This window comes from Paenibacillus enshidis, from assembly GCF_042136365.1.
Classification (GTDB): domain Bacteria; phylum Bacillota; class Bacilli; order Paenibacillales; family Paenibacillaceae; genus Paenibacillus; species Paenibacillus enshidis.
This window is the reverse complement of sequence record NZ_JBHHMI010000008.1, coordinates 109,121-132,664: the sequence shown is the minus strand read 5'-3', so window position 1 is coordinate 132,664 and position 23,544 is coordinate 109,121. Positions and strand designations below refer to the sequence as shown.

General features: G+C 49.4%; 16 protein-coding genes, 2 pseudogenes and 3 CRISPR repeat arrays. Of the genes and pseudogenes, 4 read left to right on the top strand and 14 right to left on the bottom strand.

Annotation, left to right across the window (positions count from 1 at the left end; translation table 11 throughout):
* Positions 1 to 13: 13 nt before the first annotated feature.
* Genes ACE41H_RS11675 through ACE41H_RS11650 form a run of 6 tightly spaced genes read right to left on the bottom strand, consistent with a single transcriptional unit; the run spans position 14 to position 7,221 of the window.
* Complete coding sequence (locus ACE41H_RS11675; RefSeq protein WP_375355424.1) at positions 14 to 1,366, bottom strand: glycoside hydrolase family 28 protein; 1,353 nt, start codon at positions 1,364 to 1,366, stop codon at positions 14 to 16.
* Positions 1,353 to 2,507, bottom strand: a complete 1,155-nt coding sequence (locus ACE41H_RS11670; RefSeq protein ID WP_375355423.1) for a glycoside hydrolase family 88/105 protein — start codon at positions 2,505 to 2,507, stop codon at positions 1,353 to 1,355. The genes ACE41H_RS11675 and ACE41H_RS11670 overlap by 14 nt, the downstream gene beginning before the upstream one ends.
* Before the next feature lie 46 nt (positions 2,508 to 2,553).
* Complete coding sequence (locus ACE41H_RS11665) at positions 2,554 to 4,077, bottom strand: extracellular solute-binding protein (protein ID WP_375355422.1); 1,524 nt, start codon at positions 4,075 to 4,077, stop codon at positions 2,554 to 2,556.
* A 27-nt stretch (positions 4,078 to 4,104) separates the two neighbouring features.
* Positions 4,105 to 5,616: an extracellular solute-binding protein gene (locus ACE41H_RS11660; RefSeq protein ID WP_375355421.1), complete on the bottom strand. Its 1,512-nt coding sequence runs from the start codon at positions 5,614 to 5,616 to the stop codon at positions 4,105 to 4,107.
* A 15-nt stretch (positions 5,617 to 5,631) separates the two neighbouring features.
* The gene (locus ACE41H_RS11655; RefSeq protein ID WP_375355420.1) at positions 5,632 to 6,276 is read right to left on the bottom strand and encodes a YesL family protein; all 645 of its coding nucleotides are present in this window, start codon (positions 6,274 to 6,276) and stop codon (positions 5,632 to 5,634) included.
* Positions 6,277 to 6,297: 21 nt separating this feature from the next.
* A complete protein-coding gene (locus ACE41H_RS11650) occupies positions 6,298 to 7,221 on the bottom strand; it encodes an ABC transporter permease (protein WP_375355518.1) in 924 nt (307 codons plus the stop codon).
* A 312-nt stretch (positions 7,222 to 7,533) separates the two neighbouring features.
* Between ACE41H_RS11650 and ACE41H_RS11645 the strand changes: the two genes are divergently transcribed.
* Positions 7,534 to 8,418, top strand: coding sequence for a carbohydrate ABC transporter permease (locus tag ACE41H_RS11645; RefSeq protein WP_375355419.1), 885 nt, complete (start codon positions 7,534 to 7,536; stop codon positions 8,416 to 8,418).
* Positions 8,419 to 8,493: 75 nt separating this feature from the next.
* On the opposite strand, the gene ACE41H_RS11640 is transcribed toward ACE41H_RS11645, so the two are convergent.
* Entirely contained in the window at positions 8,494 to 10,737 is a 2,244-nt protein-coding gene (locus tag ACE41H_RS11640; RefSeq protein WP_375355418.1) for a helix-turn-helix transcriptional regulator, read from the bottom strand.
* Positions 10,738 to 11,041: 304 nt separating this feature from the next.
* Positions 11,042 to 11,965: a CRISPR direct-repeat array (repeat unit 33 nt; unit sequence ATTTCAATCCACATGCTCCATGAGGAGCGTGAC).
* Positions 11,966 to 12,570: 605 nt separating this feature from the next.
* On the opposite strand from ACE41H_RS11640, the gene ACE41H_RS11635 reads away from it, so the two are divergent.
* The 3 genes and pseudogenes from ACE41H_RS11635 to ACE41H_RS11625 form a co-directional block, all read left to right on the top strand.
* Positions 12,571 to 12,957 (top strand): MarR family winged helix-turn-helix transcriptional regulator, encoded by a 387-nt coding sequence (locus ACE41H_RS11635; protein ID WP_375355416.1) that lies wholly within the window; start codon positions 12,571 to 12,573, stop codon positions 12,955 to 12,957.
* Positions 12,958 to 13,025: 68 nt separating this feature from the next.
* Positions 13,026 to 14,417 carry an MFS transporter gene (locus ACE41H_RS11630; RefSeq protein WP_375355415.1) on the top strand — a complete coding sequence of 464 codons (1,392 nt, stop codon included), beginning with the start codon at positions 13,026 to 13,028 and terminating at the stop codon, positions 14,415 to 14,417.
* A pseudogene (locus tag ACE41H_RS11625) lies at positions 14,417 to 14,773 on the top strand (saccharopine dehydrogenase NADP-binding domain-containing protein); the annotation flags it as partial. The gene ACE41H_RS11630 and the pseudogene ACE41H_RS11625, both read left to right, overlap by 1 nt.
* Before the next feature lie 670 nt (positions 14,774 to 15,443).
* Positions 15,444 to 17,174: a CRISPR direct-repeat array (repeat unit 33 nt; unit sequence ATTTCAATCCATACGCTCCATACGGAGCGTAAC).
* 182 nt (positions 17,175 to 17,356) lie between these two features.
* Here ACE41H_RS11625 and cas2 (ACE41H_RS11620) read toward each other — a convergent pair.
* The 7 genes and pseudogenes from cas2 (ACE41H_RS11620) to cas7c all read right to left on the bottom strand — a co-directional run bounded on the left by cas2 (ACE41H_RS11620) (position 17,357) and on the right by cas7c (position 23,531).
* Positions 17,357 to 17,647 carry a CRISPR-associated endonuclease Cas2 gene (gene cas2, locus ACE41H_RS11620; protein ID WP_375355517.1) on the bottom strand — a complete coding sequence of 97 codons (291 nt, stop codon included), beginning with the start codon at positions 17,645 to 17,647 and terminating at the stop codon, positions 17,357 to 17,359.
* A gap of 8 nt (positions 17,648 to 17,655) precedes the next feature.
* A pseudogene (locus ACE41H_RS11615) lies at positions 17,656 to 17,898 on the bottom strand (subtype I-C CRISPR-associated endonuclease Cas1); the annotation flags it as partial.
* A 206-nt stretch (positions 17,899 to 18,104) separates the two neighbouring features.
* Positions 18,105 to 18,716: a phosphotransferase gene (locus ACE41H_RS11610; RefSeq protein WP_375355414.1), complete on the bottom strand. Its 612-nt coding sequence runs from the start codon at positions 18,714 to 18,716 to the stop codon at positions 18,105 to 18,107.
* A gap of 198 nt (positions 18,717 to 18,914) precedes the next feature.
* Positions 18,915 to 20,509: direct repeats of the CRISPR family, unit length 33 nt; unit sequence ATTTCAATCCACACGCTCCATGAGGAGCGTGAC.
* A 182-nt stretch (positions 20,510 to 20,691) separates the two neighbouring features.
* Positions 20,692 to 20,982 carry a CRISPR-associated endonuclease Cas2 gene (gene cas2, locus ACE41H_RS11605; RefSeq protein WP_375355517.1) on the bottom strand — a complete coding sequence of 97 codons (291 nt, stop codon included), beginning with the start codon at positions 20,980 to 20,982 and terminating at the stop codon, positions 20,692 to 20,694.
* A gap of 8 nt (positions 20,983 to 20,990) precedes the next feature.
* The gene (gene cas1c, locus ACE41H_RS11600) at positions 20,991 to 22,022 is read right to left on the bottom strand and encodes a type I-C CRISPR-associated endonuclease Cas1c (RefSeq protein ID WP_375355413.1); all 1,032 of its coding nucleotides are present in this window, start codon (positions 22,020 to 22,022) and stop codon (positions 20,991 to 20,993) included.
* A complete protein-coding gene (gene cas4 / locus ACE41H_RS11595; protein ID WP_375355412.1) occupies positions 22,019 to 22,678 on the bottom strand; it encodes a CRISPR-associated protein Cas4 in 660 nt (219 codons plus the stop codon). Before cas4 ends, cas1c begins: the two co-directional genes overlap by 4 nt.
* Positions 22,665 to 23,531, bottom strand: a complete 867-nt coding sequence (gene cas7c / locus ACE41H_RS11590) for a type I-C CRISPR-associated protein Cas7/Csd2 (protein ID WP_375355410.1) — start codon at positions 23,529 to 23,531, stop codon at positions 22,665 to 22,667. Before cas7c ends, cas4 begins: the two co-directional genes overlap by 14 nt.
* Positions 23,532 to 23,544 lie beyond the last annotated feature (13 nt).

Below are 23,544 nucleotides of genomic sequence, written 5' to 3'. Positions count from 1 at the left end.
CCATCCTCTCCGTTCACAAAGTCGATGCCGGCGTCACGGTCACCTGCTCCATCAGCTTTTCCGGTTTGGCGGTATTCTTCGAGCGGCAGTTGATGACCTCAACCTCTTCCCCGTTTTCAATGTAAAAAGCAGGCCCTTCATGGTTTTCGATCGTCACCTGCTGGAACAGAATGTCCCGCACATTGCCCAAATAAAAGCCGCGCTTCTGCATCTCTTCCAGTCCTGACATCATTGCCGGAAGACCCGGAATGGCTGGTTCAGCCATGGAAATGTCGATATTCGTGAATGTAATTTCAGAAACATACTGTTCTGCCAGCCCGTATAGAAAGCCTGCGGAGGCGTGGACATTGCGGGCCGTAATATGATCAAAATGAATGCGTCTGAAGCATGGGGTTTCCTCCGTAACCGGATACGGATTTTTGTCCCACACATATTTGTCCTTGCCGCGCGGGCCGCAGAAATAGTACAGATTCAGAATGAAAGGACAGATGACCTGATCCATGACGATGTTGGTCACGCGTATATCCTCAATCGTACCTCCGCGTCCTCGTCTGGATTTGAGCCGGATACCGCGGTCTGTCTGCTGGAAAATGCAATTGCTGATCGTGACATTGCGAATGCCGCCGCTCATTTCGCTGCCCAGCACGACTGCGCCGTGTCCATGCACCATTGTGCAGTTTGTAATCGTAATATTTTCACATGGAATACGCTCTGCGCTGTCCTCCGTCCCGGACTTGATCGCAATGCAGTCATCCCCGACATCAATGCTGCAGTTGCTGATGCGCACATTGCGGCACGATTCGGGATTGATTCCGTCCGTATTCGGGGAATCCGCAGGGTTATAGATGGACAGGTTGTCAATGGTAACATCGCTGCAACGGATCGGATTCACCGTCCATGACGGCGAGTTACGCAAGTTCAGGTCTTTGATGGTTACCCGTCGGCAGCCGTCCAAACTGATCAGCTTGGGACGTGGAAACTGTAAATCCTCGGGCGCGTTCCGCTGCTTCTCCCACCAGGGCTGGCCGTTTCCTTCCAGCGTGCCCGATCCAGTGAGCGAGATGTTCTCCAGGTTCTCCCCATAAATGCAAGAGGCATGAACCTGCCGGTTAACCCCCTCCCATCTGGATTGCACCGCCGGATAATCTTCGGGGTCCGCGCTGAAGCACAGCACGGCGCCTGGACTCAAGTGCAGCTCAATATTGCTTTTCAGAAAAATAGCACCCGTCCGGTACGTTCCCGCAGGAATATACACCGTGCCTCCGCCGGCCCGGTTTGCTGCTTCAATCGCATCCGCAATGGCTGTAGTGGCAAGCGTCTCGCTATCGCGGGACGCTCCGTAATCTGTGATGTTATACACCTGCATTAGAACTCTCTCCAATCTGCTGTCCGGCAGGATCCTTCAGTCGCTCGTACTCGCAGCATGCCTTCAGGAAAGCCCCCAGCCCTTTCTGGTCGTTGGTTATAATCGGCTCGCTGATATAATAAGCGAACGTCCCGTCCCTCTTGTCGGCACCGCCCAGGCCTGCGACCTGACAGACTTTGTTCAAATTGATCAGGCCCTCTTTTGTTTCCGTCACAAATTCGGTGATAACACCCTGGAATGCGCGGTCGAGCGGGTCCAGCCAGATTTGGTCCAGCACACCCAGCCGAATGCCTTTGGCCATGGCATACGTGATCATGCTTGATGCGGAGGCCTCGAGATAATTGCCCTTGCGTTCCGCCTGATCGACCACCTGATACCAGACGCCGGTGGCCTCATCTTGATATTTTTGCAAAGCTGCCAGCGTATCCCGCAGGATGCGGCACAGCGTGTCATAATCGGCATGACTGTCAGGCAGCAGCTCCAGCACATCCGCCAGTGCCAGCACATACCAGCCCAGGGAACGCCCCCAGAAGTTGGGGGACAATCCCGTATCCGGGTTGCACCATGACTGCACACGCTTCTCATCCCAGGCATGATACAGCAGGCCCGTGGTCTCATCCTTTGTATGCCGTTCGCACAGGATGAACTGCTTTGTCACATCGTCCAGCCCTTCACCATTTTCGAAGGTCAGCAGATACTCCAGATAAAACGGGGATCCCATATACAAGCCGTCCAGCCAGATTTGGTATGGGTAAATCTTTTTATGCCAGAATGCCCCCTCGGAGGTTCGCGGATGCGATTCAAGCTGTTCCCTTAACAGGGCAGCCGCTTGCTTGTATTTTTCCTGCCCGGTTTCGCGGTACAGAGAGAATAACAGCTTGCCATTGTTGATATAATCGATGTTGTACTCTTCCTGATGATAACCACGGATGCTCCCATCCTCCTGGATGAAGTAGTCCATGTTGTCCTGGATGAACCGGAAATATTTCCGGTCCCCCGTCCGCTTCCAGAGTCCTTCAAAACCTTTCAGCACAACCCCGAAATCGTAGGACCACTTGCTGTTATAACCTCTCGCCTCATACAGCCTTGGCGTACGTTTCATAATGGAATCGGCCGTCCGCACGGCCCACTGTGTATTCAACGTCTTCCCCTCCCCGGTTTGATCATGTCATTGCGTTATTGGCCTCTCAGGGATTCGAGCTTTTGTAAGCCGCCTCATATTCGCTGATGATTTGGCCTCCACCGGCATTCTTCCAATTCTGCACCGCCTGCTTGAATCCGTTTTCATCAATTTGGCCCATGATATACATGATGGTGGCGTCTGTGATGATCTTATCGAGCTCTGTTCCCTTTTCATTAGCGGTTGCCGAATCCAGCGGAACGCTAGGGTCAAGCACGGCAAATTCCGCATTCTCTTTCACCAGCTGATTGGCCAAATCTTTATCCGGATCGGCATCCTTCAAGGAATAGGTGACTTCACTCGGTCTGGAGCTGGAAAATGGCTGTACATCCGCCTGCCACTTATCCTGATCCAGCTTTTTGAACGCCTCGTTCCCGTCAAATTCATAGTGAACCCCTTCAATGCCGCCGGTCATATACATGTACACTTCTTCATCGATCAAATCGTCCACGAACTGCAGCAGCCGCTTCAGCTCCGCTTCGGTTTTCACCTCTGACTTCGGAAACGCCAGCAGTCCGCCGACGCCGTTGCCCTCGGACCAGATATGATATTGGCCGTCGCCTTTTGAAATTTTGTTGACAGGCACGACCTGCATCCCGTCCTGAATCCCCTTCGCCAGATTCTTCAGGTTCGCGATATCAATCATCCCGGTATAAATGCCTGTCTTGCCCTGGGCAAACTGCTGCTGCTGGTCCGATTTGGCCGTCACCGCAAAGTCCTGGATCAAATACCCGTTCTCATACAACTTCCGCGAATAATTCAGCGCTTCCATATACTCCGGTGTATCGAATTCAGGCGTAAACTTGCCCTGCTCGTCAACCTTCCAGCCGTTGGGGGCGCCAAAATAGGAGCTTATCGTTTTAAAGCTGCTGTATCTCAGATCAGAACGGTCCCCAAATCCAACCGTATCGTCTTTCCCGTTCCCGTCCGGATCGTCCTCCGTAAAGGCTCTAGCTACTTCGTACAGTTCATCCAGGGTTGTCGGTACTTTCAGCCCCAGACGGTCAAGCCAGTCCTTGCGGATCACCAGTCCGCCTCGGGCCAGATCCTTCTGAAACGGCACCCCATACAGCCCGCCTCCAATGGAGGCGGCTTTCCTTACTTCCTGCGGGATTTCCTTCAGGTGCTCGTAATCATCCAGGTATGGACTGACATCCCAGAACAATCCGGATTTCAAGGAACTGCGCACAGACGAGTTATCCAGCAGCGTCAAGGTAACAATGTCCGCCAACTGTCCTGAAGCAAGCGCCGTGGTGATGCGCTCCTCCTTGGAGGCGTCAGGCACCCAGTTAAAGGTGACCTTCGTATTGGTATATTCCTCAATCTTCTTCTGAATGACATCTGTCGGCGGAGAAGCCGTGTGCAGAATGTTCAGCCACGTCAAGGACAGGGCCGAATTCGGGTCATAGGTTTGATTGGCGTCCGCCCCCTTCTCGGCTGCCCCTCCTCCGCATCCGGTTAAAACCAGAGTTCCGGTCAGAAGCACGGCTATGCTGATCGCCAACGTTCGCTTAAAGCTCTTTTTTTTCATAGGCTCTACTCCTGTTATGAATGAGTTTTATGAGTGAACTTCCTTATACGCCGCTTCATATTCCTCAATCATCCGGTTGCCGCCGGAATCCCTCCAGGTCTGCACCGACGCCTTGAAATCCTCCAGACTTGATTCGCCCAGGATATACTTGTAAGTGGCATCTGTCATGATTTTCTGCAGCTCGGAGCCCTGTGTCGTGTATGTTTCCGAGTCCAGCGAATAAGCCGGATTCAATACGGCATGCTTCGCATTTTCCTTGATCAGCTTATCAGATTTCTGCTTTAACGGGTCTGCATCATGGATGTCATAGCCGAACTCTTTGGGACGGGTGGAAGAAAACGGCTGCACCTCCTGCTGCCACAAATCCGTATCTGTAATCGTCGTCGCATTATCCGCATCTACCGTATAATGCGTGCCTTCGATGCCGTAAGTCATCAGCGCGTAGACATCCTCGTCCATCAGATCATTGATGAATTTAAGGATACGCTTCAACTCAGCTTCATCCTTCACTTCCGATCTCGGGAACGCAATGAGGCCTCCGATGCCGTTATTGGCCGCCCAGATCGCGCGGTCGCTTTCGTTGCCGGTGGTAGTGATGTTGTTGACAATTTCAAGCTCCATGTTGTCCTGTATGCCCTTGGCCATATTCAGCAGGTTTTTGCTGTCAAATAAAGCGCCGACGTAGATGCCCGCTTTCCCCTGGGCAAATTTCTGCTGCTGGTCCGTTTTGGCCGTGACGGCAAAATCCTTGTTAATGTAACCGTTATCAAATAAATTTTTCATAAAATTCATCGTATCGATATATTCCTGGGTTTCAAATTCAGGCGTCATTTTACCGTCTTCGCTGACCTTCCAATTGTTCGGCACGCCGAAATAAGAGCCCAGCGTCTTGAAGGCGCCATAGATCAGGTCATTCCGGTCCACAAAACCGGTCGTATCAGCTACACCGTTGCCGTCAGGGTCCTGTTCGGTAAAAGCCTTCGCGACAGCCATCAGGTCATCGGTCGTTTTCGGAAGCTCCAGGCCGAGCTTATCCAGCCAGTCCTTGCGGATGGTAATCCCGTTGCGGGCAAGATCCTTCTGGAAAGGAACCCCGTACAGCTTGCCGCCAATGGAGGCCGATTTGCGGGTATCCTCAGGTATCTTCGCCAGGTTCGGGAATTCATCGAGGTATGGACCTACCTCCCAGAACATGCCGGATTTCAACGCATTCCGGACGGAGGAGTTATCAAGAATCGTCAGAGTAACGACGTCCGCCAGGGAGTTGGAGGCCAATGCCGTATTGATCCGCTCCTCCTTGGAGGCATCCGGAATCCAGGAAAATTGAATGTCTGTGTTCGTTTTCTCTTCAATCTTGTTCAGTATGGTATCCGTTGGAGGAGAAGCTGTGTGCAAAATATTCAGCCAGGTAATCGTTGCTTTTGCGTTTTCATCATAACTCCCGGCCTCCTCTCCCGTACTCTGACCGCCGCCGCATGCTGTCAACAGCAATGCGCAACAGAGGAACAAAACCGCCGTTTTTATACCTTTTCGCTTCATTTTCACTGCCCCTTTTTATATTTTTGGTGAGACGGATACTGCTATATCTTCCTCCTTCGCCGCAGCCGCCCGTTCCATCCGGGTGAATACCTGATGGGTCATCCACATCACGAGATAGCCGATCAGACTGGCTCCGGCAAAGGTAAGAATTCCTGGATAAAAACGCAGGATGAGTCCGCCGGATACGGCCATCGCCACAAACAGCACAAGTGTGTATTGCAGGTGGGAGAAGCCGATCACAAGCGACATCCGGATTTTGAACCCGATGCCCTTCCAGTCGTAATGGACGAGCAGCGGAAAAATATAAGCCAGCGAAATCATATACAGAAAAACGCCAAGCAGCACGACCACCCGCACATACCAGGAGGAGACATACAGGAGATCGACATACAGCACATATCCGGCAAGTCCATAGATAACCCCGAGCAGCACGCCCTCCTTGAAGTTCTCCCGGAAATAGCGGACAAAAGCGGGAAATATAGCCTCATCCTCATTACCGCGAATCCACTGCCGCTGGATGCTCAGCATGGCAGCCGTCGCAGGGCCGATGCCGAACACACCCAGACCCAGGATGACAGCCAGTGTCCACAGCAGATTCAAATACACCAGCCGCAGCAGGCGCATGCACCATTGGTTCAGCGTTTCCACAAACTGTATCATCGCGCATCCTTCCCATCCTGATTAATAAACGCCGTCTTCTCCGAATTTCTTCGCGAGCTTGTTGGACAAGACCACCAGGACCAGACCTACGACACCCTTGAACAAGCCTACCGTCGTACTGAAGCTTAACTGGCCGTTCTTGAGCCCTGCCGTATAGATATACGTATCAAAAATTTCGGCAACCTCGCGGTTCAGCGAGTTCAGCAGCAGGTACATATGCTCAAAACCGAGATCCAGCGTGCTGCCGATCTTCAGGATCAACAACGTAATAATAACCGGCCGGATCGCCGGCAGCGTTACATGCCAAGTTTTCCGGAATCTGCCCGCTCCGTCCATCTCTGCCGCCTCATACAGTTGAGTATCCACAACGGTGATAGCCGCCAGATAGATGATGGTGGACCAGCCAAGCTCCTTCCAGATGATCTGCCCGATGTAGACCGGACGCAGCCATTCCGGCGAGGTGAGGAAGCTGATTTTCTCGCCCCCAAGACCGGCAATGACCTCGTTGAGCACACCCCCGTCCACGGTCAGGAACACGTAGGAAATGGAAACGATGATGACCCAGGACATAAAATGCGGAATATAAATGACCGTCTGCACGGCCGTTTTGAAATACCGGTTCTTCACTTCATTCAGCATCAGGGAGAGAATGATCGGCAGCGGAAAGAAAATGACAATATTCAGCGCGAACAAGATCAGCGTATTGCTCAGTAACATAAAAAAAGTAGGCTCCGTAAATAAGCGGATAAAATGCTTTAACCCGACCCACGGGCTGCCCAGAATCCCGAGAAACGGCTGATAATCCTGAAACGCGATGATCAACCCGCCCATGGGAAAATACTTGAAGATGATAAAATACAGCACTCCAGGCAAAACCATCAGATACAGGAGTTTGTTTCTTCGGATACTTTCGAAATGACTGGCCGTTTTTTTCCTTTTTTCCATTTTCACATCCACTGCTGCAGCTGTTGAAACCTTCACTTGGCAACCTCCTTTAGACGCTCCGTTTACGTCTTCCAGCGTATGTGTTTTCCCGCATTCCGTACATAATCATTAATTGATAGCGTTTGCAAAAAGCTGTAACACCGCGGCTTTCCGTACTTCTTACCTTAGCTGGTGATTACTTTATCAGCTCATGATTATCGGCAGCCGCAGACCGTCTTTCGCCCGTGCAGCAACACCTCACAAGCTGATTATGTACGTAACCGGGGGCTCCTGATAAAGTCTACATGTAAACGAATACAGGGAGGATAACACATGGCACAACGACTCAGAAAGAAAAACACTGTGGGCGGCCGCATTTTCACGACGGTAAACAGTACACTACTCATTCTCATCGCCCTTACCTGTCTCCTGCCTTTTGTAAATGTGATAGCCAGTTCCTTCGCTTCAACCCAGGAAGTAGTGGCCAAGAAGTTCATTCTGTTCCCGACCACATTCTCCCTGGATGCTTACAAGTACATCCTTTCCACACCGACTATTTTCAAAAGCCTGGGCGTATCCGTCGGAGTGACACTGGTGGGAACGTTCGTAAGCATGGTGCTGACTGCATTTATGGCCTACGGATTGTCCCGAAAATATCTGCTGGGCAGAAATGTCATCAACTTTCTTGTCGTCTTCTCAATGCTGTTCAGCGGCGGCATGATTCCAACCTTTCTAGTGGTGAAAAGCCTCGGTCTGATCGATTCCTACTGGTCGCTTATTCTTCCGGTGGCCATCAACGCCTTTAACATGATCATTATGCGCAACTTTTTTCAGGCCCTGCCCGACAGTCTGGAGGAATCGGCCAAGATGGACGGCGCAACGGACTTTGGCGTATTCCTGAAGATCATGCTGCCCCTGGCGCTGCCATCCATCGCAACGATTTCTTTGTTCTATGCCGTTACTTATTGGAACACTTATATGAATGCCATTCTTTATTTGAACGATTCCAACAAATGGCCGATCCAGATCCTGCTGCGCCAAATCGTCATCGTCTCCAGCGGCATGCAGGCCGAAAACACCTCCGTGGATGTCATTCCGCCGGCGCAAACGATCAAAATGGCGGTGATCGTGATCGCTACCGTACCGATGCTGATCGCGTATCCTTTTGTGCAGAAGCACTTTACGAAAGGCGCGCTGCTGGGAGCAGTTAAAGGATGAACCGTTTTTAAAAGAAAAAGAAGTCTTTGCTTCCGCAATGTTCTGCAGAAGCGAAAGGCTTCTTCTTTGTTGTCCTCAGTTGGCCTGCTTCATTTTCCGGTATGCTCCGGGCGTGACATGCTCCTTCTTGCGGAAGGAGCGGATAAAGTTCTGCGGATTCTGATACTGAAGCCTTTCCGCAATTTCCTTGATCGTCATGTCCGTATCGATCAGCCACCTCTTCGCCATATCCAGCCGGTAATTCATCAGATAATCGCTGAAGGTTGTGCCAAATTCTTTTTTGAAAATACTGCTCAGGTAGTTCGGATTGTAATGCAGCCGGTCCCCGATCATTTCGAGCGACAGCTCATGGTCGTATTCGGCACGCACGATGGCGGCAATCTTCTCCGAAAGGGAGCGGAACTGCTGGTTCGTCTTCTCCTTCATACTGCGCACCATCGGGAAAATCACCTGCTCCACGAGCAGGCGCTCCACCTCTTCGGGATTTCGGATGCTTAGCACCCGCTGATATAGAGCGTGATTATCATGGGTCATCAGCACATCAATGCCCAGCACCTGCTCAAGCTGAATGAGGTTGTTCACCAGTCGTACGAGCGTGACTTCCAGATGGACGGCATTTTTGTTATGCTTCATCAGCTCAGCCAGCAGCGGATACAGTGCACGGGACACCTGCTCCTCATCCCCGAGCCGGATGGCGTCAAACAGCTGTGTTTCCAGCTGAACAGGATAATGCAGCAGCACCGGACCCGAGACGACCTTGGTGATGTCTTCATAAAAGATAATCGACTCCTTGCCCAGATTCAGGCGATGGTGCAGGGCCTGCTTGCTCATCTCACAGGCCTCCTTGCTGTGCAGCAGGTTGCCGTACGATTTGCTGATCCCGATGCTGATGGAGCATTGCAAATACTCCTTCACCGTGCGGATCATCGTTGTCGCATAGTCCAGCGCCTGCCGCCTGATCTCCTGCTCGTTGTTTTCCGTAAAGGCTACTATGGTCGCCTGGGTGTCATCGTTCAGGATGATCGGAAGCAGCCTCTGTTCTGCAGAAATGACCTCCTCCGCCACCTTGTTCACCGCCAGCAGCAGGACGTCCTTGTCGGACGCCGCCCGCTTGCCGAGGTTGTCGAGTTGGACAAGCATCGTCACATACACCCGGCTGCCCAGCACGTTATAACCAAACCTCGGCAATTTGTGCTCCAGCTCCTCCCTGGTGACACGGTTGCGGAACAGGTTGAGGATCAGCTGCGTCTCCAGCTGAGGCAGCTCCGACTGAACCAGCGTTTCAAGGCTTTTCTTCTCCGTAATAATCGAATCGATGGAGTTAATGATCCAGTCGATTTCATTGTTGGACGTAAATTGCGGGTCCTCCGGCAGGCTGCGTTTGATGCGCAAAATCGGCTTGGTGAAATAAACGGAAATCGCATAAGCAACCGCGGCGATAAACAGCATCAGCAGCAGGCCCATCGTGATGAGGCCGAAACGGGTCATTTTTAAGGCGTCATTCACTTCCTTCTGGTCCAGCAGGGTGATATAAGTCCAATTGTTGTAAGCGGATTTGGCATAAAGCACCTTCAACGGTGCCTCCTTGGAACGGTCCAGAGAAAGCATCCCCGCGTCCTTCTGCCCGGCGGCTGTGCTGGAGAACGTGCGCAGCTGGTCAGCCGTTAACGAGTTTGCTCCCGGATCGGTTTCATACATCAGGTCGCCCTGCCTGTTGACAATAAAGACAGCCGGATGATCCCCGGTCTTGATCATGCGGTCAAGCGTCTCCACAGAAATATCCGACAATGCGATCGCCTGCTTCTTCGTGGAGAACGCAGGCAGTGTATTAACAAATCGAATGCCGGTATCCGTCTTGAGCCAGAACAAGCCCTGGGCCTGATTGTTGATATAGGTATCGTATAAACGGTCCAGATCCGCTTGTGTCAGATGAGAGAGGCTACCGTCCGATAACTGCCATTTCTGCTTCAGGCTGATCAGCGTATAGGTCGTTCCTTCCATGCCCATCGAAGCGATGTAGTTGAGCTGTGTGTTGATGTTTCGGTAGGCGACGAAATCCTTCTCGGTGATGGGGTTTTCCACTACCTCATTGAAGGATTGGGTTGTACTGTATGTACTGAAAGCGTATTCAATCGTCTGAATTTTTTGCTCCAGATTGTTTTTGATCTGTCTGATGTAGCTTTCCTTGCTGTCCGCCATCCGGTCAACGACGGAATTCATGGTATGGTAGTAAATATATATTTCAAAGCTGGTGATCAATCCAATGCCCAAAACCAGAATCGGAATAAAAATTTTGTAAAACATAACCCCTTTTTTCATTGCGATCCCCCATCGGTCTGTGTAATTATATGTAATTATAGCGTTTCCAATGTGAGGAAGCTATGATAAACTTCAAGAACTTGGCGTGAACTTATGAATTTTTCATACGCGAAAAAGCCGGCAATGGGGCCTGCTGCTTTCGTATGTTGTAAGAGGCTCCGAGAACGAAGCATTCCTACAATCGCTGTTGACCCTTCGGGCCAAAGGCGAACGCTCCGCTTTTCCGGAATTGCTTCGTCCTCTCCGCTGCTGCGTGTATGCCCCCCACTTAAACCTTTGCTACGCCTGCGGAGTCTCTGCTCCCATTTCAATCCACATGCTCCATGAGGAGCGTGACCATGTTAACCTCTCGTTGTCATCATAGCTTGACCGATTTCAATCCACATGCTCCATGAGGAGCGTGACGCCGGGCCTTAAAGGAGTTGTTATCATGGCAAGCACAATTTCAATCCACATGCTCCATGAGGAGCGTGACGGAGGGGGGCGCGCCGGTCCGCGAGATGATCTACGATTTCAATCCACATGCTCCATGAGGAGCGTGACTTGTAAGCTCCATAGAGTTGTAGCCCATCAGTTCAGCAAAATTTCAATCCACATGCTCCATGAGGAGCGTGACGACAACAATTGGCATTGTCGGGCATTGTGTGAATATTTCAATCCACATGCTCCATGAGGAGCGTGACGACTGATAATAAAACGGCCAAGGAGAAATACGAGGCTATTTCAATCCACATGCTCCATGAGGAGCGTGACATGTCTTGACAAGTCAAGCCCTTTGCAATATAAAGCAATTTCAATCCACATGCTCCATGAGGAGCGTGACAAACAAAATCGGCAGCAGCACCAACACCCTGAAATATTTCAATCCACATGCTCCATGAGGAGCGTGACCGCACCGGAACCGGAAAGCTGGACGTATAACGGAGTATTTCAATCCACATGCTCCATGAGGAGCGTGACAGTTGTTGCAATTAGGTCCTAAAACGGAACAAGTGATTTCAATCCACATGCTCCATGAGGAGCGTGACAGGAGAGTTCAAACCGATTGATAGTTGGACTGTTATTTCAATCCACATGCTCCATGAGGAGCGTGACTTCTGGGCGGCTTCGTCGGCTATAAAGTTGGCCGATTTCAATCCACATGCTCCATGAGGAGCGTGACGCTGAAAGCCTCAAATCAAGCGGTAACGCAGGAATTTCAATCCACATGCTCCATGAGGAGCGTGACAGCGAAAATGTAGGGGTTTCATCTACTTTTGGCATGAATCTCCTATAAATCCTTGTAAAACAATGCTATAAAAGTTTCAATTCACAGTTGACTTTTCAACTTCCAACTTAAAAAGGGATGTTTTCGACAAAATTCGCGGTGCGAATGTCTCAGGGATTTCATGTGCGCTTCACATTCGCACCTCAGAGAAGTGGTCGCTGGCTATACTCTTTCACCTCTTGTAAATGTGCCTCGACTGTCTGAATCGTCTTGTCTTTCTCGCGGATATGCGCGATATAATCCATTTGGCCCCTAATTATAAATCTTTTGCCCTACTAAAATGAGGTATAAGGTCTTATTGACGTTATTCGACAGATTCTATCGATTTCCTTCCAAAAAGATATTAATTCTGGTATAAATCTAAAGATATACTATTTGCATATACAATCTGAGAAAGCTTCCCTCGGCTAAACATCCCAACCGTCGGACAGCTCTTAGATCACTTAACTTAGTAGTGCTTGACAATTTTAAAGTTTAGATACTAAACTTTAATTATGAAAAATAATCCGAAATCCCAACCACATCCTAAACAGCATGAAGCCAGCCTTCGTCTGGGCCGTCTTATCATGCAACTGCGCAAGCTGGAAAGCTCGCCTCGTGTCTTCGGTGCAGCCGGGGCCTTAACGCCCAGCGAAATTCATACGGTTGATGCGATTGGCCCCGAAGGTGGTGTTCTGATGAAGGAGCTTGCCGCACGGCTGGGGATCACCAAAGGAGCTGTTACTCAAATCATAGACCGTTTGGAGGTTAAAAAGCTGGTCAGACGTTCTCCTCACCCCACCGTTGCCAAAGGTGTCCTCCTCCATCTTACGGAGACCGGAATAGACGCGTTCCGTGCTCATGAGGAAATGCATATAACCTTTTATAACAAGCTGCGGGCAGCTTTTACAGAAGAAGAGATCACGGTTTTTGAACAATGTGTCGCAAAATTTAGCGAGATTTTGAACGAGTAATTTTTTTTATAATTTAAGTTTAGTTACTAAACATAAAAACTTGCATTTTTTAGCAAATAAAGGTGGTTATGACTATAGATCAATCCAAAGCTGACATTCCGAACTTCCGCCTTTTCCTTACGTCTATAGGCATCGGCGCATTCCTCTCGCATTTCACGGCCGGGGTTGTAACGGTTTCCCTCCCCGAGTTAACCCGCACCTTCCAGGCCAGTATTGAGCAGACACAGTGGATTACAACCGGCTATTTGTTGATCATTGCCGTTCTGCTGCCGATCATGGGCAAGCTCGGGGACCGTTACGGACACCGACGTATGCATAATACAGGCTACTTGCTGTTCACCATCAGCTCTGTCCTCATTGCCCTCTCACCCACGCTTGGAGCCATCCTAGTTACGCGGGCCGTGCAGGCGGTGGGGGCATCAATGTTTCAAGCAACTAATATTGCACTAATCACTCTATTGATGCCAAAGGAAAAGCGGGGACGGACGCTCGGGCTTATAAGCACGGCTGTTGCATTAGGCGGGATGTCAGGCCCTGTCGTAGGTGGCATGATTTCGCAGTGGCTCAGCTGGCAGTGGTTATTTCTGATCCATGTACCTGTGTCTGCGGCCGCTACTTATTTGGCCATCAAGTACATCCCGGCCACAGGATCAGCTCCGGGGAGAAAGGTATCTTTTGATAGCACTGGCGCATTATTGTTCACAGCCCTGGTGGGGATGATTCTATTCGGAGTCACAAGAGCGGCCGACTGGCATTTAGCCTCTACAGAAGCATGGGTTGTCAGCTGTTCGGCGCTCATCGTTCTATGGTTATTTTCTAGGCATTCAAGACACCACAGCTCCCCGTTCCTGCCCTTGCAAATGCTGCGAGAGCCTGTATTGTCATCCGGATTATTTGTCAGCCTTATTTCCTTCTTGCTTGTAAATTCCGTGCAGGTTATTCTGCCCTTTTATTTAACAGAATCCACGGATATGACACTATGGGCAAGCGGCACACTTATGGCTGTCTATCCCGTTTCTTTGGCGGTATGCGGACCGGTCGCGGGTTGGCCGTCCGATAAGCTTGGAACCAGGCTGTTTCCTCTGCTCGGTCTGACGATGATAGGAGCAGGACTGCTGTTATTCGTATTATTACAGGATCGGCTTGCACCCGTCTTGACCGGTGGTTTGCTTGTCCTGCTGGGTGCAGGAATGGGGATGATTGCATCGCCCAATAGCAGCCTTATCATGAGCAGCATTGCTTCCTCCCATGCAGGCATGGCAGGCGGACTCCTTGCGCTCAGCCGCAATTTAGGCATGGCTTTCGGGGCGTCCGTCGGGCTGGGCTCCGTACAAGACTCAACGTATAACGCAGTATTTGTTTTGGATATCTTTTTATGCATATCTGCCATTCTGGTGTGTGTCTTCGCCGGTCGTATGCAGCAGCATACGATACGTTCTGAAATAAGGAGAGAGAAATAATGCGTGATGCTATTCTTGTGATTGGCGGTTATGGCCATGTAGGGAGCAAAATTTGTACACGTCTTGCGCAGAAATATCCTGGAAAGGTATATGCTGCAGGCAGAAGTCTGGAGAAAGCGGAGGCGTTCAGCCATGCAACCGGGGGCCAGGTACTGCCGATGAAGATCGATATGAGCAGTGAAATCAATGGCGAAATCCTGTCCTCTTTTAAAGTAGTCGTCATGTGCCTGGATCAGCAAAATACTGCCTTTGTGCAGGCCTGTCTGCTGCAAGGGATTCATTATATAGATATCTCAGCCGACTATGGCTTCTTATCCAAGGTCGAACAGCTTCATCCGTTAGCTGAATCACACGGGTCTACTGCCGTACTCAGTGTGGGGCTTGCTCCAGGGCTGACCAACCTGTTGGCTCTACAAGCCAGCCGTCAGCTCGACACGATCGATGAAATTAACATTTCCATTATGCTGGGTCTCGGGGATTCTCATGGCAGAGCAGCGATTGAATGGACTGTCGATAATCTACGGCACAACTTTACCACTTGGCAACAGGGGAAAAAAATCGAGAGAGTAAGCTTCACAGATGGAAGAACAACCGACTTTGGCAGCGAGATAGGAAAAAGAACCGCTTATCGCTTTAATTTTGCGGATCAGCATATTTTACAGCATACGTTAAAACAAGGCCCTACCGTATCTACACGTTTATGCTTCGATAACGAATGGGTCACAAAAGCAATTGCCGTCATGAAGCGGGTGGGGGCTTTCCGCGTGCTCAATGCTCCAAGGGGACGGAATCTCGCGATAAGCCTTCTATCCTCAATTAAGATCGGAAAGCCGATCTATGCTGTCAAAGTTGAAGCCAGCGGTCGCAAACAGAACAAACCAGCTCTGGCAGAATGCTCTCTGCACGGCTCGCATGAGGCGGATGCTACGGCTGCTGTAGCCGCAACCGTAGCGGAAAAACTGTTTACCTCAGCTCTTCCATACGGAGTCTATCATATTGAAGAATTATTCGAGTATGCAGAATTTGATTTCAATTCACATGCTCCATGTGGAGCGTGACGATGGATGCGCCCAACCGTAAAACGTACATGGCATATTTCAATCCATACGCTCCATACGGAGCGTAACCCTGAGTTTGTGCGGGGGTGTCACGAATGGCTAAACATTTCAATCCATACGCTCCATACGGAGCGTAACATGATTTCAAATTCCCGTATGCTTCATACATTGCGATTTCAATCCATACGCTCCATACGGAGCGTAACCATTCCAACGGTAGGGACCGTCCGAGTACATTAGGATTTCAATCCATACGCTCCATACGGAGCGTAACGCGCGGCGTGCTGATAGCAATGGTGTGCGGTGCTATTTCAATCCATACGCTCCATACGGAGCGTAACACCAAAAACCTTGGCAATTTTCAGAGCCTGAAGGTTATTTCAATCCATACGCTCCATACGGAGCGTAACCTAACCCAGCCATTTCAATTTCCTTATTTCGAATTTCAATCCATACGCTCCATACGGAGCGTAACCTGCGCCGTCTGAATACGAGAGACGACAGGCAGAACTATTTCAATCCATACGCTCCATACGGAGCGTAACTCTGAATCCATCAAGGATCGGTGCCAGATGTTGATATTTCAATCCATACGCTCCATACGGAGCGTAACCTGCTTGCTGCTCCATCGTGGACGAACCACCAACCCGATTTCAATCCATACGCTCCATACGGAGCGTAACCAGCTTCCGATTCAGATGTACTATTTATCGCATTGATTTCAATCCATACGCTCCATACGGAGCGTAACGGCATTTATGAACGCTACACGCTTGAACAAACGCAATTTCAATCCATACGCTCCATACGGAGCGTAACGTGCCTAAAGATGCGATCAAGGCGTCCCAGGACGCATTTCAATCCATACGCTCCATACGGAGCGTAACCTCGTCCAGCGTCAGCCCACCGCGACGGCCGTTGTAATTTCAATCCATACGCTCCATACGGAGCGTAACGGACTATTATGCCAGCTAAAGCAGCGCAACGAGTAATTTCAATCCATACGCTCCATACGGAGCGTAACCCTCCAGACCGCCACGGCCAAAGGCTCTATAACATTTCAATCCATACGCTCCATACGGAGCGTAACGGGATAAGCTGGATGATTTGCTTTTGGCTTTAGGATTTCAATCCATACGCTCCATACGGAGCGTAACGGATCACTGAGAGGGTGACTAATTTAGGCAATATTTCAATCCATACGCTCCATACGGAGCGTAACTAATGTCCGCATTTTTGGGCAATGTGTACGTTAATTTCAATCCATACGCTCCATACGGAGCGTAACCTCAATAACGGAGGTGTTCAAGTACCATGGCCAAATTTCAATCCATACGCTCCATACGGAGCGTAACTGAGGAGGTTCGGGGATTGGTTGAAACAGTGAAAAAATTTCAATCCATACGCTCCATACGGAGCGTAACGCAAAGGCCACCGAAGGTAACAACAGCAAGCAAATATTTCAATCCATACGCTCCATACGGAGCGTAACGTGAGTCAACGGTGAGCGCGACTTATTTAGGGGACATTTCAATCCATACGCTCCATACGGAGCGTAACATGTTCCTGTATCGCAAATTTATAAAGTGAGGTTTATTTCAATCCATACGCTCCATACGGAGCGTAACCGGCGCCCCAGGATAACACATATGCCAGCAAAAGACGGATTTCAATCCATACGCTCCATACGGAGCGTAACAGCGAAAATGTAGGGGATTCATCTGCTTTAGGTATGAATCTCCTACAAATCCTTATAAAACAATGCTATAAAAGTTTCAATTCACAGTTGACTTTTCAACATCCAGCTTAAAAGGGGATGGTTTCGACAAATTTCGAGGTGCGAATGTCCCAGGGATTTCATGTGCGCTTCACATTCGCACCTCAGAGAATGAGGGGGCTTTCCATATCATATGACTCTTTCGCTCCCATATGATCAACCTTCGTCTTGTAGTTTTCTCCCAAATTATAGAATCGCAAACTATCCGTATCCTTATCTATCAGCTCTTCCAATTCATACTTCAACTTGCGCAGCTGAGTGGAGTCGAGGATACATTCAAACACCGAGTTTTGCACACGTTGACCGTGGTCTACACATTTCTTGGCTACTTTAGTCAGACGGCGCCTGCCTTCTTTATCCATTGTGCTGACATCATACGTTATCAGAACCAGCAACACAACACCTACTTCCACAAAAATGGCGGATATTCATCAAGATCCCCACGGATATGCCGGGCCAGCAACAAAGCTTGAGCGTAAGGAACAAGACATCAAGGTATTTTTTCATTCAAATAAGGGTGTATGATCTTGTCCTGTTTCCGTTCCTGCCATGCTTTGATCACTACTTTCCTCGTCTCATCTTCCATAATAACAGCGCCGTTCTCCTTTTGGTAGAAGCCCTTGGCATTAATAATCTTCTTATTAATCTATTGGTATTTTCCATCAGGTATTCCCCTATTCTTGGCTTCTGAACTAGGACTGTGAAAACCGGGAAGCTATCGCCGGCGTACTTTGATAAGACTAAATACTTCGTTCCTCAGACTCGAATGGTTCTTCGCACGAGAATACTTCATGGAAAAATCCCTTATAAGGAATTTCTTCTTCAAGGCATTTTATACAATATGACAACTCCTCATCGCACTTCGTCTCTACGCCGTTGTTCCGCATTACTTCGAATGCATCTACAATATTTTCCATTACCGTCGTTGTAATCAAAATGGACCATACCGAAAGACTCAGGGTTCTTGTCCAATCCTTCTAAGGTTTTAAGGAGCCCTGGCATCTTCTCCTTAAGCAAGGATAACGTATCAGGTATCAATTTATCAATATACTCGACATTGTATTTATCAAAAAAACTATACCGGCGATGGACTGGAGCATAACCTTTCGACAATTGATGCAGCTTCCCCAGAACTTTACCGCAGTTATAGTAGTATTCCGTAATAGGAACTCCTTCGCGATACTGATAATGATTTTCCACAAGCATTTTCCCCTTAGCCTTTTCGAACAGGCAGACAAAAAAGGTATGGTTACTATGAGTTATCTCTTCCAGTAGATTCCCCTTCCGGGAGCTGACCACATTCGAGACACTACCGCCATGCTTGAATAGATATTGGATATATTCAACTTCACCCAGCAGATCCTCCCGCCTCCTGTCATTTAGAAAGGCAATTCTGAGTATTTTTGCACTTAGTCTTCCAACTCGTACAACTCTGATATTAGTGGAAGTAAATAAGCTTCGCATATTTCAGCAACCTCATTATGAGTCATACTATCTCCTCCAACTGACTCCATTTTCATCCAAGACGGGAATTTGTCTATATAGCTATATTTCAAGGCTCGTGTTTAAGAAATTTAACTTATAACCTTACCTGCAGTAATTTCATTTAACCTTTTAACCAATAATTGCTCGGGCACTTTTTTTAGTAAGGGACCTAGCAATATTTCAATCCACACGCTCCATGAGGAGCGTGACCCGTACAATACCCGGATATCACCGCACGCTTTTTATTTCAATCCACACGCTCCATGAGGAGCGTGACCGGCCTTCTCACCGCTTCACACCCCCTTTCTGTATACAGTTTCAATCCACACGCTCCATGAGGAGCGTGACGCGAACGGTATAACGGCGCCCTCGTCCGTTTTATCGTTTCAATCCACACGCTCCATGAGGAGCGTGACGGCGATTGATCCGAGCAGCCCGAAGATTCCTATGAGGTTTCAATCCACACGCTCCATGAGGAGCGTGACTGCAAACTCTTCCGCCTGACCCCGATTTTGGTAGTTTCAATCCACACGCTCCATGAGGAGCGTGACGAATCGTCCGGATGCCTGGTTGTGTCTGTCTGGCTGTTTCAATCCACACGCTCCATGAGGAGCGTGACCAAAACGGCTGACATTGTTGGTACCATCGGCGATTTCAATCCACACGCTCCATGAGGAGCGTGACGACGAGGTTTCGGCACGTTTGCATCTGATTGATGATATTTCAATCCACACGCTCCATGAGGAGCGTGACACACAGGCGCGTTGTGGCAGTCATTTTCTCGCGGGATTTCAATCCACACGCTCCATGAGGAGCGTGACAGGGCTGGCGAACATAATCGTCGCACGAATCTTGCATTTCAATCCACACGCTCCATGAGGAGCGTGACGTGGATTCCTAGCGCTTTGGCGAGCGCCTTGATGATTTCAATCCACACGCTCCATGAGGAGCGTGACAACGAGCGAAAGTATCTTGGCATCTTTGACAGACTTATTTCAATCCACACGCTCCATGAGGAGCGTGACCACCAATTCCAAACCTGTCCGCTTACCTGTCACCATTTCAATCCACACGCTCCATGAGGAGCGTGACCGCCCGCTCTCCGCAGCTCTTCCATTTGCTCTTATTTCAATCCACACGCTCCATGAGGAGCGTGACCCGTTGGAACTGCTCGTACATTCGGACCCATTCACGATTTCAATCCACACGCTCCATGAGGAGCGTGACAACCCAATGCAGTGATACTAAAGGACAAGCGGCATACATTTCAATCCACACGCTCCATGAGGAGCGTGACTTGTCCTTTAGTTTGCTGAGGGATGCGACGAGCTATATTTCAATCCACACGCTCCATGAGGAGCGTGACGAGTTCGGCTAATCATGGACTTGTATGTCCATGTGCATTTCAATCCACACGCTCCATGAGGAGCGTGACTGGCTGCTTGTGTCCTGAGCTTTGCAAGGAGCTGCCATTTCAATCCACACGCTCCATGAGGAGCGTGACGTTGTTGCAATTAGGTCCTAAAACGGAACAAGTGATTTCAATCCACACGCTCCATGAGGAGCGTGACGGCAACGTACAAAACGGCTTTCAGGTACTGGCCATTTCAATCCACACGCTCCATGAGGAGCGTGACGCCGAATCCTCATATGAGGAAAAGGCTCGTGCAATATTTCAATCCACACGCTCCATGAGGAGCGTGACAACTCAACTGGATTCGATCCCGTGTGATCGCGTGATTTCAATCCACACGCTCCATGAGGAGCGTGACAGCGAAAATGTAGGGGATTCATCTGCTTTAGGCATGAATCTCCTACAAATCCTTATAAAACAATGCTATAAAAGTTTCAATTCACAGTTGACTTTTCAACATCCAGCTTAAAAGGGGATGGTTTCGACAAATTTCGAGGTGCGAATGTCCCAGGGATTTCATGTGCGCTTCACATTCGCACCTCAGAGAATGAGGGGGCTTTCCATATCATATGACTCTTTCGCTCCCATATGATCAACCTTCGTCTTGTAGTTTTCTCCCAAATTATAGAATCGCAAACTATCCGTATCCTTATCTATCAGCTCTTCCAATTCATACTTCAACTTGCGCAGCTGAGTGGAGTCGAGGATACATTCAAACACCGAGTTTTGCACACGTTGACCGTGGTCTACACATTTCTTGGCTACTTTAGTCAGACGGCGCCTGCCTTCTTTATCCATTGTGCTGACATCATACGTTATCAGAACCAGCAACACAACACCTACTTCCACAAAAATGGCGGATATTCATCGAGATCCCCACGGATATGCCGGGCCAGCAGCAATGCTTGAGCGTAAGGAACGAGGCCCCAAGGTATTTTTTCATTCAAATAAGGGTGTATGATCTTGTCCTGTTTCCGCTCCTGCCACGCCTTGATCACTACTTTTCTCGTCTCATCTTCCATAATAACAGCGCCGTTCTCCTTCCGGTAGAAGCCCTTGGCATTAATGAGCTTCTTATTGATCAGAGAAAGCACAAAACGATCAGCATACACACCCCGCAACTCCTCCATCATATCCAGTGCCAACGACGCACGCCCCGGCTTGTCCCGATGCAAAAAACCAACATACGGATCCAGTCCCACGGATTCGAGCGCCCCCTTCATATCGTTAGAGAGCAGTGTGTATGTAAAAGACAATAACGCGTTAACATTATCCAGCGGCGGGCGTTTGTTGCGGCCATGGAAGAAAAACTGCTCCTTCTGCTGCAAGATCAGATCATCAAACACCGAATTGTATTGAACGGCTGCCGCGCCCTCCAAGCCGCGTAATATATCCAGAGCTTCCACGCCGCGAACCAAGGCCATCATCTCTGTCAGCGAGGCCGTGACCCGCTTCACTCTGTTCGTATCGATACGCAGCGGATAATCTCGAATCGCCCGCTCCAATATCCACTTATGGTTATACAATTTGCCAACGATCATATTTCTTGCCATTAGCGCGCTTTGGCGCTCATCATCCGAAATCCGGTATTGCTCTTTGCGCAGCACGACATTTCCACGATCCTCGCCAATAACGCGCGCCAGAAACCGTCCAGTGCGGGTCATAAAGGTCAGTCCGATATTGCGGGTTGCACAAGCTCCCATCAAAGCCGGACTCACACCTGCATACCCGAATGTGCATACCGCCTCAAAATTGTGCAGCGGAAATCGGCCAATCGCTTTCTCTTCCTGCTTGACTACAATATTCTCACCATCCAGCGACAAGTACGTGTCCGGTATCGTCACAAAAAGAGTATTTAACAGTTTTTTCATTCCTTAATCCTGCTTTCAATATAGCTTGAGACCGTTTTCCGAGCCAGCATCTCCGGCAAACATACCAAATTCAAAGAGCAGCTCTGACAATGAGGCCCTGCCTTTGCTTTTGGTGTATGCTTCCTGTCATAATAATGCCGCATCTCCTGTACACTCTGTTTGACCAGCTCCCGGTCTGCCGCAGTAATGGGCACTTCCACCCGATGCTTGATTTCATCATAATAGAAATAACCCAGCGACAGATCACACACGAGCATCTCTTCCAGACAGATCAATTGGGTAACGAGCTGCGAACGGTCAGAAGCATTGCGCTTGGGCTTGCCTCTCTTATATTCAACGGGATAAGGAAGGTACAAGCCTTCCTCCCCTGCCAAGGGTACGCCTGATGGATCACGGATAAATTCCACCACATCACATATGCCTGTCAGACCAAGCTCTCTGGAGTGGATAGGCATGGCACGAACGATGAGCTTGTCCCCTCTTTTCTCTCGAATCAGCGGCTGATCCGCCTTCTCGTGCAGATGAGAGCCTTCAATAGTCCGGACGTTCTCCGCCCACTGCTGTTCAATATGAATCAACGCCCACTGCCGTCTGCAAAAGTTAAAATGCTGGATACCCGACAGCAGCAGGTAATCGTCTTCGTCATAGACCTTCATACTGCTGGCATTCCAGTCCATCAAGCTGCTGAAGGGTGAAAGTATAATCCTCAAATTTCGTTGCTTGAGCAACATCAGGATTCAGCTTATAGTCAAGCGAACGATGAACCTTGGCCGACGAATATTGACCCAGCTTGCTCTTGTGCTGCCACCAATACAACTGGTGAACCTCCATGCTGCCATCGGGACGTGCGGAGGATGTATCATTTGCGAACAGAGTACGCAACGCTTCCTTCAGTTTCTCGGCATCCTCGATGGTGAAGCCTGTTTTTTCGGCCAATTGCGTATTAATACTGCCATAGAACACATACACGCCAAAATCCACCCGATGCTTCATGCCCATTGTATCCGAGCTTTTCTTGTCGGGGTCCCTCTGCGTGACGGCATTTACACTTTTAGTAATTTGCATGCTGGAAATATCAATGGGATCGATGCTTACAGCAGTATGGATGGATACCGGACCACGAATACCGATCGATACATCCGAATCTTTGAAGGCAAACACTTGACCAAAGCTGCGAACGTCGATCCATGATTTGCAGGCTCCCTGGGCGTAAAGCTCATTGTTCTGCTTTTTCCCTTTGGCAAACTCCTGAATGTCAGAGTTGGCATCCGCGCGATCCTTAATACTGCGATAACCGTCATCGCGCCGTTCATCGGATTGAACAAGTATGGACTCCCCCATATCTTGCCAACGGTTGCGAATCTTTCTTTTGATACACACATCGGAAATTTCACCACGGCCGTCATAGCTTTGGCGAGGGCGATTGCCGTTTAACGGGTCGCCATTGGGATTCGCATTATGGACGGACAAGACAACAGCAAAATCTATTTTATGATCGAGAATAGTCATTGGATTCGCTCCC